The sequence below is a fragment of the Stenotrophomonas sp. GL_111 genome (assembly GCF_057835245.1).
The window spans coordinates 1,849,731-1,863,107 of sequence record NZ_CM174421.1; the positions used below are offsets into that span (position 1 = coordinate 1,849,731).

Genomic DNA, 13,377 nt, shown 5'->3' on the forward strand with positions numbered 1-13,377 from the left:
GGCACTACCGTTTTCTTCCGTCAGTTCCGCAGCGGCTTGCCGGTCTTGAGCATGTGCGCGATGCGGGCCTGGGTCTTCTCCTGCTGGGCCAGTTCGACGAAGTGCTTGCGCTCCAGGGTCAGCAGCCACTCTTCGTCCACCAGCGTGCCGCGATCCACTTCGCCGCCACACAGCACGGTGGCGATGCGCACGGCGATTTCGTAGTCGTACGGGCTGATGAAGCGACCTTCCAGCATGTTGACCAGCATCATCTTGAAGGTGGCGATACCCACGTCACCGGCCACCTGGATACGGCGTGCCGGCATCGGCGGACGGTAGCCACCTTCGGCCAGCGCCTGGACTTCGGCCTTGGCGATGTACAGCGCTTCGAAGCTGTTGAACACCACCTTGTCGGTGGCGCGCATCAGGCCCAGTTCCTGGGCGTTGACCGCCGAGTTGGAGACCTTGGCCATGGCCACGGTTTCGAAGGTCTTCTTCAGTTCGGCGAACACGTCGCCGCCCGGGCCCGCGGCCTGGGAGGCGCGCACGGCCAGTTCCTTCAGGCCACCGCCGGCCGGCAGCAGGCCGACACCGGCCTCGACCAGGCCGATGTAGCTTTCCAGCGCGGCCACGCTCTTGGCGCTGTGCATCTGGAATTCGCAGCCGCCGCCCAGAGCCAGCCCGCGTACGGCGGTCACCACCGGCACCAGCGAGTACTTGATCGCCTGGCTGGTGCGCTGGAAGTTGTGCACCATCTCTTCGAACTGGTCGACCTTGCCGGCCTGCAGCAGGCCGAGCGCACCGGCCAGATCGGCACCGGCGGAGAAGGGTTCCTTCTGCTGCCAGATCACCAGGCCCTTGAAGTCCTTCTCGGCGCGCTTGATCGCTTCCTGCAGGCCGTTGAGCACGTGGTCGGAGACGGTGTTCATCTTGGTCTTGAAGCTGACCACGGCGATGCCGTCGCCGTCGTGCCACATGCGCACGCCGTCGTTCTCGAACACGGTTTCGCCCGGGCTGAACTGCTCGCCCAGCAGCGGATCGGGGAAGCGCTGGCGCTGGTACACCGGCAGTGCCGAGCGCGGCAGCTTGGCATTGCGTGACGGGCTGTAGCTGCCTTCGGCGGCATGCACACCCTCGCGGCCATCGAACACCCAGTCCGGCAACGGCGCATTGCTCATGCTCTTGCCGGCCACGATGTCATCGGCGATCCACTGTGCCACCTGCTTCCAGCCAGCGGCCTGCCAGGTTTCGAACGGGCCCAGCGACCAGCCGTAGCCCCAGCGGATGGCCAGGTCCACATCGCGCGCGGTCTCGGCGATGTCGGCCAGGTGGTAGGCGCTGTAGTGGAACAGGTCGCGGAAGGTCGCCCACAGGAACTGCGCCTGCGGGTGCTGGCTCTCGCGCAGCTTGGCGAACTTTTCGGCCGGGTTCCGGATCTTCAGGATCTCCACCACTTCCGGGGCGGCGGTGCGGTCGGCGGCGCGGTAGTCCTGCTTTTCCAGGTCCAGCACCACGATGTCCTTGCCGACCTTGCGGAAGATGCCGGCGCCGGTCTTCTGGCCCAGCGCGCCCTTGGCGATCAGCGCCTCCAGCCACTTCGGCGACTTGAAGTATTCATGCCAGGGGTCATTGGGCAGGGTGTCGCCCATGGTCTTGATGACGTGGGCCATGGTGTCCAGGCCGACCACGTCGGAGGTGCGATAGGTGGCCGACTTCGGGCGGCCGACCAGCGGGCCGGTCAGGCCGTCGACTTCATCAAAGCCCAGGCCGAACTGCTGGGTGTGGTGGATGGTGGACAGGATCGAGAACACGCCGATGCGGTTGCCGATGAAGTTCGGGGTGTCCTTGGCGTACACCACGCCCTTGCCCAGGGTGGTGACCAGGAAGGCTTCCAGGCCTTCCAGCACCGAAGCATCGGTGGTGGTGGCCGGGATCAGCTCGGCCAGGTGCATGTAGCGCGGCGGGTTGAAGAAGTGCACGCCGCAGAAGCGGTGGCGCAGCTGCTCGGGCAGCACGTCGGCCAGCTTGTTGATGCCCAGGCCGGAGGTATTGGAGGCCAGCACGGCGTGATCGGCCACGAACGGGGCGATCTTCTTGTACAGGTCCTGCTTCCAGTCCATGCGTTCGGCGATGGCTTCGATGATCAGGTCGCAGTCTTTGAGCTGCTCCAGGCCGGTCTCGTAGTTGGCCGGGGTGATCGCCTCGGCGTAGGACTTGCTGGCCAGCGGGGCAGGGCTGAGCTTGCCCAGGTTGGCGATTGCCTTGAGCACGATGCCATCGGCCGGACCTTCCTTGGCGGGAAGGTCGAACAGCACGGTGTCGACGCCGGCGTTGGTCAGGTGGGCCGCGATCTGGGCACCCATGACGCCGGCACCCAGTACGGCGGCGCGGCGGACTAGCAGGGAATTGGACATGTCGATAAGCCTTTGGTTGTCTGGAAGCCGGGCATGGCCCGGCTCTACGGGGTGGAGAGGGAGCTCGACGGAGCGGCGGTGCCCGCGCTGGCGCGGAATCCGGCTTCGGCGAAATGGATCAGTTCCTGGGCGGCATGGGCACGATGCGCCGCTTCGGTGACACCTGCGGGTCGCTTGATCAGGCCGAAATCGGCCATGGCGTAGGTCAGCGACCCGGCCAGGAAGTCCAGCCGCCAGTACAGCTCTTCCTTGCTCAGGCCTGGCACGCAGGCCGCGATCGCCTTGCCGAACTCGCGCAGGACGTGGCCGTAATGGTCGGAGAGGAATTTGCGCAGGTTGTCGTTCTTTTCAGCGTAGGCGCGTGCGATGACCCGCACGAAGGCGCCGCCGCTCTGACGGTCCTGGGCCATCGCCAAGGCCGGCTCGACGAAGGCGGCCAGTACCGGGCGCAGCGCGCCGGGGTGCTCGCGGCGGGCGCTGTCCAGCTGCGACAGGCGGGCGCTGGTCATCTCGTCCATGCGCCGGCGGAACACCTCGTTGACCAGGTTTTCCTTGGAGCCGAAGTGGTAGTTGACCGCCGCGATGTTCACATCGGCCTGGCTGGTGACCTGGCGCAGCGAGGTTCCGGCGAAGCCATGCTGGGCGAACAGCTCTTCGGCGGCGCCGAGGATGCGGTCCTTGGTGGAGAAATGAGCGGGCTTGGCCATGGGCGGGACAGGGTTCAATCAAACGATTGTTTGATATTAGACCTGTGGCTGCGCGCTGGCATTGTGCGGCGCACAATGGAAGGGAAGCCGTTCATCCATGTCCGGGTGGGCCCCGTGCGTGGCTGGCGACCTTGACCAATCTGAATGGAGAAGCCTTCCTTCGTGGGGATCTGGCCTGCCGAGCATGGCTCGGCACTACCGGACATCTCTGGGACACGTTAGAATCGCCTCACGTATATCAGGCTAAGCCCGCGTTTTGACGCGGGTTTTTTTCATGTTAATCTCGGGCCGATCAGTGGCCCGCCCAACGGAGTATTCCCATGGCGCTGGAGCGCACCCTTTCCATCATCAAGCCGGACGCCGTCGCCAAGAACGTCATCGGTGAAATCTACGCCCGCTTCGAAAAGGCCGGCCTGAAGGTCGTCGCCGCCAAGTACAAGCAGCTGTCGCGCCGTGAAGCCGAAGGCTTCTACGCCGTGCACCGCGAGCGTCCGTTCTTCAACGCGCTGGTCGAGTTCATGGTCTCCGGCCCGGTGATGATCCAGGCGCTGGAAGGCGACAACGCCGTGCTGGCCCATCGCGACCTGCTGGGCGCCACCAATCCGAAGGAAGCCGCGGCCGGTACCATCCGCGCCGACTTCGCCGAATCCATCGATGCCAATGCCGCCCACGGCTCGGACTCGGTCGAGAACGCCGCGATCGAAATCGCCTACTTCTTCGCCGCGACTGAAGTCGTCTCGCGCTGAGAGTGATGCCGTGAACGAGGTCGTACAGCCAACCGCCATCCCATCCGTGCTCATCTCGAGCCCGGCTGTGGCCAAGCAGAACCTGCTCGACCTCGATCGCGAGGGTCTGGAGCGCTTCTTCGCCGACACCCTCGGCGAAGCGCGCTACCGCGCCCATCAGGTCATGAAGTGGATCCACCATCACTACGTCACCGATTTCGATGAGATGACCGACCTGGGCAAGGCGCTGCGCGCCAAGCTCAAGCAGCATGCCGAGGTCCGCGTCCCGAACATCGTGTTCGACAAGCCTTCCGCCGATGGCACCCACAAGTGGCTGCTGGCGATGGGTACCGATGGCAAGAATGCGATCGAAGCGGTTTACATCCCGGACAAGAACCGCGGCACCCTGTGCGTGTCCTCGCAGGTCGGCTGTGCGCTGAACTGCACGTTCTGTTCGACCGCCACCCAGGGCTTCAACCGCAACCTCTCCACCGCCGAGATCATCGGCCAGGTGTGGGTGGCCGCGCGTCACCTGGGCAACATCCCGCACAAGCAGCGTCGTCTCACCAACGTGGTGATGATGGGCATGGGCGAGCCGTTGATGAATTTCGACAACGTCGTGCGCGCCATGAGCGTGATGCGCGACGACCTGGGCTACGGCCTGGCCAACAAGCGGGTGACCCTGTCGACCTCCGGCCTGGTGCCGCAGATCGACCGCCTGTCCACCGAAAGCGACGTGTCGCTGGCGGTATCGCTGCACGCGCCCACCGATGCGCTGCGCGAGACCCTGGTGCCGCTCAACAAGAAGTACCCGATCGTCGAGCTGATGGCCTCCTGCGCGCGCTATCTGCGCGCCAACAAGCGCCGCGAATCGGTGACCTTCGAATACACCCTGATGAAGGGCATCAACGACCAGCCCGAGCACGCCCGCCAGCTGGCGCGGCTGATGCGCCAGTTCGACAACGCCGTGCAGACGTCGCACGCGGGCAAGGTCAACCTGATCCCGTTCAATCCGTTCCCGGGCACCCGCTACGAGCGCTCCGGCGACACCGAAATCCGCGCCTTTCAGAAGATCCTGCTCGACGCGCAGGTACTGACCATGGTGCGGCGTACCCGCGGCGATGACATCGACGCGGCCTGTGGCCAGCTCAAGGGGCAGGTCATGGACCGTACCCGGCGCCAGGCCGAATTCAACAAAACGCTGCAGGACGGGAAAAGCCGGGATGCCGCTGCCTGATTGCCGATTGCCAGCCGTTGTTTTCATCGCGCTGGCATTGGCCGGCTGCGGCAAGCAAGGTCTCAAACCCCCGTCCGGTCCGCTGGAAGTCGCGCCGGTCTATGAGGTCCGTGACGACGCGGCCACGCGCCGCCGCTTCAGCTTCCAGGACCAGATGACGCTGGCCAACGAGGCTTTCAGCAGGGGGCAGCTGGACGCCGCGGAGAAGAAGGCGCGCGCCGCGTTGAAGGCCGATGGCAGCCGTCCGGAGGTGTATCTGATGCTGGCGGCGATCGCCAATCAGCGCGGTGCCGATGCCGAGGCGGGGGCGATGTACCGCAAGGCTGCCGAGCTGGCGCCCGAGCGCGGTGATGTCCTCAACAACTATGGCGCGTGGCTATGTAGTCATGACCGCGCGGCCGAGTCGCTGACCTGGTTCGACCGGGCATTGGCAGACAGTACCTACGCCACGCCCGGGGCTGCGCTGGCCAATGCCGGGGGCTGTGCACTGGATGCCAACCAGCCTGAGCGGGCCGTGCGTGACCTGCGTGCCGCCCTCCAGGTGGACCCGGCCAACGCCTATGCGCTGGAGTCGATGGCCCGCAACGAGTACGCGCAGGGCCGCTATTTCGAGGCCCGTGCCTTCGCGCAACGTCGTCTTGCGGCTGCACCGGCCACACGTTCCGTGTTACAACTTGCCTCTGAAATCGAGGCGCAGCTTGGTGACAAGGTCGCATCCGGTCGCTATCTGCAGCGAATTCGCGACGAATTTCCGCAGGATGCGGCTCCTAATCCCCGGGGTTGAAGCATTGTGATTGATGACCAGACTGTGAACGCTTTTGACACTGCAGCCGGCTGTGGGGCCCGTCTCCGCCAGGCGCGGGAAGCGGCAGGACTGACGCTCGAAGCGGTGGGGCAGCAGTTGCGCATGCCGACGCAGGTAGTGAAATCACTCGAGGAAGAGCAGTGGCAGCGCCTGGGCGCGCCGGTGTTCGTCCGCGGCCAGCTGCGCAGCTATGCGCGCCTGCTCAACGTCGATATCGGCGATGTGCTCGACCAGGCCCAGATCGGGCCGGTGGTGCCGCCACAGCTGGTCAGCCATACGCATACCCCGCGTGCGCGCCGGATCGCCGAGAGTCTCGGCCGCCGTGCGTTGTACGTGGGTATCACCGCCGTGTTGGCGGTCCCGGTCTGGTACGCCAGTCGTGGCCATTTCGATGCCGGCAATACCCCCAGCACCGCCTCGCTGGATGTGATTCCGGCCGCCGTTCCGGTGGCCGGTGGCCCGGCCCCGGCCGATCCCGTCAGTGCGCCCGCCGCACCGGCGGCGACGCCTGCGGCGGCCCCCTCGGCGCCTTATCTGGCCTCGCTGACCCCAGTGCCGCGCGCGACCACCACGCCGGCCCCGGCCGGCGCGCTGAGCCTGCATTTCAGCGACGACAGCTGGGTCGACATCTCCGCCCCGGACGGCAGCACCGTCGAGAAGGCATTGATCAAGTCCGGCGAGACGCGCAGCTTCAATCCGGGCCAGGTGGCGCGGATGGTGCTGGGCAATGCGTCGGCGGTCGAGGTTCAGCAGGCCGGCACTATCGTCGACCTTTCGCCGTACCAGCGAGCCAACGTGGCACGCTTTACGGTATCCTCTGACGGCTCCGTGGCTCCGGTTTCACACTAGAGTCGCGTTTCCCAATCCAATTCAAACAGCTCCTCCTGACGGGCGGGGCGAGAGTACGCATGGCGATCGACGACCTGCTCGACGAGCACGAACAAAGTGAACGCGTCCGCGGCTGGCTGCGGAAGAACGGTGTCAGCATCCTGGCCGGTGTGGTGATCGCCATCGGCGGCATTGCCGGTTGGCAGTGGTGGCAGAAAGAGCACAGCAGCAAGCTCGCCGGCGCCAATGTGCAGTACCAGGCCGTGCTGAAGAACCTGCAGGACAAGAACCTGGAGCAGGCGGCCAAGGGTCTGAAGGACCTGGAAGGCGGCAACGCCAGCATCTACGCCGACCTGGCTGCGCTGCAGCTGGCCAAGGCGCAGGTGGAGGCCGGCAAGAACGAAGACGCGCTGGCAACGCTGCGCGCGATCTCGGCCGATCCTGAAATCAAGCCGGTGGTCGAGCAGCGCATTGCGCGCCTGCTGGTGGCGACCGGCAAGACCGAGGAGGCGATCAAACTGCTGTCCAGTGCCACCGACAGCGCCAGCCTGGAAATCCAGGGTGACGCGTTGATGGTGCAGGGCAAGCGTGACGCCGCCCGCGGGCAGTATGAGAAGGCGCTCAAAACGCTGGACGTGGCAGCGCCGGAACGGCGTGTGCTGGAAACCAAAGTGATGGATGCCGGTGGCACCGTCACCGATCCTGCGGAGTCGGTGTAATGAACCAGATGGTCATGATCAAGCGCGTTGCCACCCTGGTCCTGATGGGCGTGGCGCTGTCCGGCTGCACTACCGTCAAGGGCTGGTTCGCCGGCAAGGACGCAGCTGCCAAGAAGGCCCTGGAGCCGGCGGAACTGGTGAAGTTCGAGCCGACCGCCAAGGTCGACCGGATCTGGAGCGTCAACGTCGGCAAGGGCGAGAAGCGCATCGGCGTGCGTCAGGGCCCGGTCGTGGCCGATGGCCGCGTCTACGCGGCCGCCATCTCCGGCGGCGTGCACGCCATCGATCTGCAGACCGGCAAGAAGGTCTGGACGTATGAGCCGGCCAAGGTCAAGAAGCAGCCCAAGCTGCGTCTCTCCGGTGGCCCGGGCGTCGGCGAAGGGCTGGTGGTCATCGGCACGCTGGACGGCCAGGTGATCGCGCTCGATGCCAACGACGGCACCGAGAAGTGGCGGGCCAAGGTGCCCGGCGAAGTGATCGCCGCCCCGGCCATTGGCCAGGGCATGGTGTTCGTGCGCAGCAACGACGGCCGTGTCACCGCACTGGATGTCGGCAACGGGACCCAGCGCTGGTTCAACCCGCGTGAGCTGCCGGCACTGACCGTGCGCGGCAATGCCCCGGTGGTGGTTGGCCCGGGCGTGCTGTTCATCGGCAACGATGATGGCTCGGTGTCGGCGCTGGCGATGCAGGACGGCCGTACCGTGTGGGACCAGATGGTCGCCAACGGCGAAGGCCGAACCGAAGTGGAGCGCATGTCCGACGTGGACGGCGCCCCGGTGCTGGAAGGCAACACGCTGTATGTGGGCAGCTTCAAGAATCAGACCATGGCGATCGAAGGCCCGACCGGCCGTCCGCTGTGGTCGCGCGATCATGGTGGCGCCGGCGGCGTCGCCCTGACATCGGGCAATGTGTTTGTCACCGACAACAAGGGCGGCGTGTTCAGCCTGGACAAGAGCAGCGGGTCGGCCATGTGGTCGCAGACGGGTCTGGCCCGTCGCCTGTTGACCGGTCCGGTGGTGCATGGCGACTACATCGTGGTCGGTGACTACAAGGGGTACCTGCACTGGTTGCGGACCGACAATGGCGAGTTCGCGGCTCGCGCCAAAAGCGGCGGCGACGCCCTGCTGGCGCAACCGGTGGCAGCCGATGGGATTCTGCTGGTGCAGAACGTTGATGGAAAGCTGACCGCGTTCCGGTTGGCACAATAAGGAGTTACCGCGATGCTGCCCTTGGTCGCCCTGGTTGGACGGCCGAATGTCGGCAAGTCCACGCTGTTCAATGCGTTTACCCGTACGCGCGACGCGCTGGTCCATGACCAGCCCGGCGTGACCCGGGACCGTAATTACGGTGTTTGTCGTCTGAATGAAGACAAGCCTTTTCTGGTTGTCGACACCGGTGGTATCGCCGGTGAAGAAGAAGGCCTGGCTGGTGCTACCGCGCGCCAGGCGCGCGCTGCCGCTGCGGAAGCGGATCTGATCCTGTTCGTGGTCGATGCCCGTGAGGGGCCGATGGACGACGAGATCCTGTCCTGGCTGCGCAAACTGGCCCGTCCGACCCTGCTGTTGATCAACAAGATCGATGGCATGAACGAAGACACCGTGCGTTCGGAATTTGCCCGTTACGGCTTCAGCGAAATGCTGACCGTCTCGGCCGCGCACCGCCAGGGCCTGGATGATCTGCTGGACGAGGTCGTGGAGCGGTTGCCGGAAGAGGGCACCACCGAGACCCTGGACACCGATCCGAACCGCATTCGCATCGCCTTCGTCGGCCGCCCCAACGTGGGTAAGTCGACGCTGGTCAATCGTCTGCTCGGCGAAGAGCGCATGATCGCCTCCGAAGTGCCCGGTACCACCCGTGATTCGATCTCGGTGGACATGGAGCGTGACGGTCGCGAATACCGGCTGATCGATACCGCTGGCCTGCGCCGCAAGGCGCGTGTCGAGGAAGTGGTCGAGAAGTTCAGCGTCATCAAGACCCTGCAGGCCATCGAGCAGTGCCAGGTGGCGGTGCTGATGCTCGATGCGTCCGAAGGTGTGACCGACCAGGACGCCAGCGTGCTGGGTGCGGTGCTCGACGCCGGCCGTGCGCTGGTGGTGGCGATCAACAAGTGGGATGGGTTGACCGACTACCAGCGCGAGCAGGCTGAAGCGCTGGTGTCGCGCAAGCTCGGCTTCGTGCCGTGGGCGGAAGTGGTGCGCATCTCGGCCAAGCACGGCTCGGGCCTGCGTGAGCTGTTCCGCTGCATCCACGCCGCGCATGCCTCGGCCACGCACGAATTCAGCACCAGCGAAGTCAACAAGGCGCTGGAAACGGCCTACGAGACCAACCCGCCGCCGGCGATCCGTGGTCACGTGTCCAAGCTGCGCTACGTGCATCCGGGCGGCTCCAACCCGCCGACCTTCATCGTCCACGGCACCCGTCTGAAAGACCTGCCGGAGTCGTACAAGCGCTATCTGGAGAACTTCTTCCGCAAGCGCTTCAAGCTGGTCGGCACGCCCGTGCAGTTCATCTTCCGCGAGGGTGTGAACCCGTACGAGGGCAAGAAGAACGTGCTCACCGAACGTCAGCTCAAGCGCAAACGGCGCCTGATCAAGCACGTCAAGGGCAAGTGATGCAAAGAAGAGCCGGCGCAAGCCGGCTCTTCTGCATTGAGGGTAGGTAGTGCCGGCCGCTGGCCGGCAACCCCGGCCAACCATCCGGAGGTTGCCGGCCAGCGGCCGGCACTACCTGCGCGATAATGCCCGCATGCACCCCACCCCAGAACTCACCCCCACCCAGGCCCGCGAACGCCTCGCCCACGGCGCGCTGCTGATCGACGTGCGCGCGTCGCACGAACGTGCCAATGGCATGGCAGAAGGCGCGCTGGGCATCGCCAAGGACGATCTGCTGGCCGCGCCCGCCACGCACCTGCCGGTCCCCGGCCGCGAGATCGTGCTGATCTGCCAGAGTGGCAAGCGCTCCATGGACGCTGCACAGGCGCTGCGCGATCTGGGCTACACGAATCTAGCCTCCGTGCAGGGCGGCACCACGGCCTGGCGCGGCGACGGGCTGCCACTGGTGCAGCCGCTGCAGAGCGATACCGAGCGCGACTTCAACGAACGCTATTCGCGGCATCTGCTGTTGCCGCAGGTGGGTGTGGCGGGCCAGAAGACGCTGCTCAATGCACGCGTCCTGCTGCTGGGTGCCGGTGGCCTCGGTGCACCGGCCAGCTTCTACCTGGCAGCGGCCGGGGTAGGGCACCTGCGCATTGCCGACGATGACGTGGTCGAGCGCAGCAACCTGCACCGGCAGATCATCCACACCGATGCCAGCATCGGCCAGGCCAAGGTGGATTCGGCGCGTGAGCGGCTGCTCGCGCTCAATCCACGGCTGGACGTGGAGGCCCTGCAGACGCGGGTGACCTCGGAGAATATCGATGCGCTGCTGACGGGCGTGGATGTGGTGCTGGATGGCTCGGACAACTTCCCGCTGCGCTACCTGCTCAATGACGCCTGCATCCAGCACGGCATTCCGCTGGTGTACGGTGCGGTGGAGCGTTTCACCGGCCAGGTGAGCGTGTTCGATGCCGGCCGCCAGCGTGGCGTCGCGCCGTGCTACCGCTGCCTGTTCCCGGAGCCGCCGCCGGCCGAATTCGCCCCGAATTGTGCCGAGGCGGGCGTGCTCGGGGTGCTGCCGGGCATGGTCGGCCTGCTGCAGGCCACCGAGGTGCTCAAACTCCTTCTCGGCATCGGTGAGCCGCTGGTCGGCCGCCTGCTCAGCTTTGATGCCCTGGGCATGCGCTTCCGCGAAACCCGGCTGCGGCCGGACCCGGATTGCCCGCTGTGCGCGCCCGGCCGCGCATTTCCCGGCTACATCGACTACGCGGCCTTCTGCAGCGCCGGGTAGTGCCGGCCGCTGGCCGGCAACCTCATCGCCGCCGGAAGGATCCGGAGGTTGCCGGCCAGCGGCCGGCACTACAGGTAGGTATGGAACGATTACGGGTTGTTTTGCCCGCACCGTTCTGTTTTCAGCACGATATGACGCAGCATGGACGCTATTGCTGTCTCACGCTTTGCCCTATCGTTGTGCCATCTATGTAGTCTGGGGAACAACCGCATGGCGGTGGAAGCAGGTGCCAGTGAACTGGTGAAAGTGGTGGCCCTGTTGGGCGCGGCCGTGGTGATGGTGCCGCTGTTCCGGCGGCTCGGGCTGGGCTCGGTGCTGGGCTATTTCGCCGCGGGCCTGGCGATCGGTCCGTTCGGCTTTGGCTGGTTCTCCGACCCGCAGGCCATCCTGCACACCGCCGAGTTGGGCGTGGTGATGTTCCTGTTCGTGATCGGGCTGGAAATGCGCCCCTCGCACCTGTGGAGCCTGCGCAACGAGATCTTCGGGCTGGGCACGCTGCAGATCGTGGTCTGCGGTGCGGTGCTGACCGGGGTCTGCATGCTGTTCGGTTTCCCGCTGCCGGTGGCCTTCATCGGCGCGGCCGGTTTCGTGCTGACCTCCACCGCGGTGGTGATGCAGCAGTTGGCCGAGCGTGGCGATATCGCCTTGCCGTCGGGGCAGAAGATCGTCTCCATCCTGCTGTTCGAAGACCTGTTGATCGTGCCGCTGCTGGCGGTGGTCGCACTGATGTCGCCGTTGCATGCAGAGGCGGGCGCCAGCTCGCGCTGGGTCAGCATCGGCATCGGTGCCGGAGCGATTGTCGGGCTGGTGCTGGTCGGACGCTTCCTGCTCAATCCGCTGTTCCGCATCCTGGCCGCCGCCAAGGCGCGTGAGGTGATGACCGCCGCCGCGCTGCTGGTGGTGCTTGGTGCGGCGCTGCTGATGCAACTGGGTGGGTTGTCGATGGCGATGGGCGCCTTCCTGGCCGGCGTGCTGCTCAGCGAGTCGACGTTCCGCCACCAGATCGAGGCGGACATCGAACCGTTCCGCGGCATCCTGCTCGGCCTGTTCTTCCTCAGCGTGGGCATGGCGCTGGACCTGACCGTGGTGGCGAACAACTGGCCGCTGATCGTGTCCGGCGTGCTGGCGTTGATGCTGGCCAAGGCAATATGCATCTACGTGGTGGCGCGGATCATGGGCAGTGACCACCACCAGGCGGTGGATCGCGGGGTGATGATGGCGCAGGGCGGCGAGTTCGCCTTCGTGTTGTTCTCCGCGGCGGCGGCAGCCGGGGTGATCGGAGTGGAGATCAACGCCAACCTGACCGCCATCGTGGTGCTGTCGATGGCACTGACGCCGCTGTTCGTGCTGCTGCACGATCGTTTCACGCCGGCACGCGAAGTGTCGATGGACGGCATCGAAGCCGCCGATGGGCTGTCCGGCAGCGTGCTGATGATCGGTTTTGGTCGCTTCGGCCAGGTGGCCAGCCAGTCGCTGCTGGCGCGCGACGTGGACGTGACCATCATCGACAACGACATCGAGATGATCCAGAGCGCCGAGCGCTTCGGCTTCAAAATTTACTACGGCGACGGCACCCGCCTGGACGTGCTGCATGCGTCCGGCGCCGGGGTGGCGCGCGCGATCGCGGTGTGCGTCAACGACAGCGCGCAGGCCGACCGCATCGTTGAACTGGTCGCGCACGAATTCCCGCAGGCCAAGCTGCTGGTGCGCTCGTTCGACCGTGAGCATTCACTGCGCCTGATCCATGCAGGTGTCGATTTCCAGATCCGCGAGACCTTCGAGTCGGCAGTGGCGTTCGGTGAGGCCGCGTTGATCGAACTGGGCCTGGATGAAGAGGATGCCGCGACCATCGCCGGCGAGATCCGTCGCCGCGACGCCGAACGCTTCGAGCTGGAGATGGCCGGTGGTGGCCTCACCGCCGGTGCGCACATGGTGTTTGGCAGCGCGCTGCCGGGCGTGCCGACACCGACGCCGTTCACGGCGCCCAAGCGCAAGGCGCGCACGCTCAATGCGGACGACGTGCCGGATGTCTCGGAGGAAGAGTAGGGGGCGTTGGCCTCTCCCTTTTTGCAACTATT

Annotated in this window: 11 protein-coding genes; 9 read left to right on the forward strand and 2 right to left on the reverse strand. The window is 65.8% G+C overall.

Translation table 11 applies throughout. From position 1 onward, the window contains the following. Window positions 1-20 precede the first annotated feature (20 nt). Window positions 21-2,393, reverse strand: a complete 2,373-nt coding sequence (locus AC3IPM_RS08570) for a 3-hydroxyacyl-CoA dehydrogenase/enoyl-CoA hydratase family protein (RefSeq protein WP_489303519.1) — start codon at window positions 2,391-2,393, stop codon at window positions 21-23. Window positions 2,394-2,437: 44 nt separating this feature from the next. After that, window positions 2,438-3,100 (reverse strand): TetR/AcrR family transcriptional regulator, encoded by a 663-nt coding sequence (locus AC3IPM_RS08575; protein ID WP_489303520.1) that lies wholly within the window; start codon window positions 3,098-3,100, stop codon window positions 2,438-2,440. Window positions 3,101-3,420: 320 nt separating this feature from the next. On the opposite strand from AC3IPM_RS08575, the gene ndk reads away from it, so the two are divergent. From ndk to AC3IPM_RS08620, 9 genes are all read left to right on the forward strand, one after another. Continuing rightward, window positions 3,421-3,846, forward strand: coding sequence for a nucleoside-diphosphate kinase (ndk, locus tag AC3IPM_RS08580; RefSeq protein WP_489303521.1), 426 nt, complete (start codon window positions 3,421-3,423; stop codon window positions 3,844-3,846). Window positions 3,847-3,856: 10 nt separating this feature from the next. Continuing rightward, complete coding sequence (gene rlmN, locus AC3IPM_RS08585; RefSeq protein WP_489303522.1) at window positions 3,857-5,062, forward strand: dual-specificity RNA methyltransferase RlmN; 1,206 nt, start codon at window positions 3,857-3,859, stop codon at window positions 5,060-5,062. Further along, window positions 5,049-5,846, forward strand: coding sequence for a tetratricopeptide repeat protein (locus AC3IPM_RS08590; protein WP_489303523.1), 798 nt, complete (start codon window positions 5,049-5,051; stop codon window positions 5,844-5,846). Before rlmN ends, AC3IPM_RS08590 begins: the two co-directional genes overlap by 14 nt. A gap of 6 nt (window positions 5,847-5,852) precedes the next feature. Then, entirely contained in the window at window positions 5,853-6,716 is an 864-nt protein-coding gene (locus AC3IPM_RS08595; protein WP_489303524.1) for a helix-turn-helix domain-containing protein, read from the forward strand. 59 nt (window positions 6,717-6,775) lie between these two features. Beyond that, window positions 6,776-7,414: a YfgM family protein gene (locus AC3IPM_RS08600; protein WP_489303525.1), complete on the forward strand. Its 639-nt coding sequence runs from the start codon at window positions 6,776-6,778 to the stop codon at window positions 7,412-7,414. Next, window positions 7,414-8,622, forward strand: a complete 1,209-nt coding sequence (bamB, locus tag AC3IPM_RS08605) for an outer membrane protein assembly factor BamB (RefSeq protein ID WP_489303526.1) — start codon at window positions 7,414-7,416, stop codon at window positions 8,620-8,622. The genes AC3IPM_RS08600 and bamB overlap by 1 nt, the downstream gene beginning before the upstream one ends. A 12-nt stretch (window positions 8,623-8,634) precedes the next feature. Next, window positions 8,635-10,026, forward strand: coding sequence for a ribosome biogenesis GTPase Der (der, locus tag AC3IPM_RS08610; protein WP_489303527.1), 1,392 nt, complete (start codon window positions 8,635-8,637; stop codon window positions 10,024-10,026). Between the two features lie 133 nt (window positions 10,027-10,159). Continuing rightward, window positions 10,160-11,299, forward strand: a complete 1,140-nt coding sequence (gene moeB, locus AC3IPM_RS08615) for a molybdopterin-synthase adenylyltransferase MoeB (protein WP_489303528.1) — start codon at window positions 10,160-10,162, stop codon at window positions 11,297-11,299. A 210-nt stretch (window positions 11,300-11,509) separates the two neighbouring features. Continuing rightward, window positions 11,510-13,345: a monovalent cation:proton antiporter-2 (CPA2) family protein gene (locus AC3IPM_RS08620; protein ID WP_489303529.1), complete on the forward strand. Its 1,836-nt coding sequence runs from the start codon at window positions 11,510-11,512 to the stop codon at window positions 13,343-13,345. Window positions 13,346-13,377 lie beyond the last annotated feature (32 nt).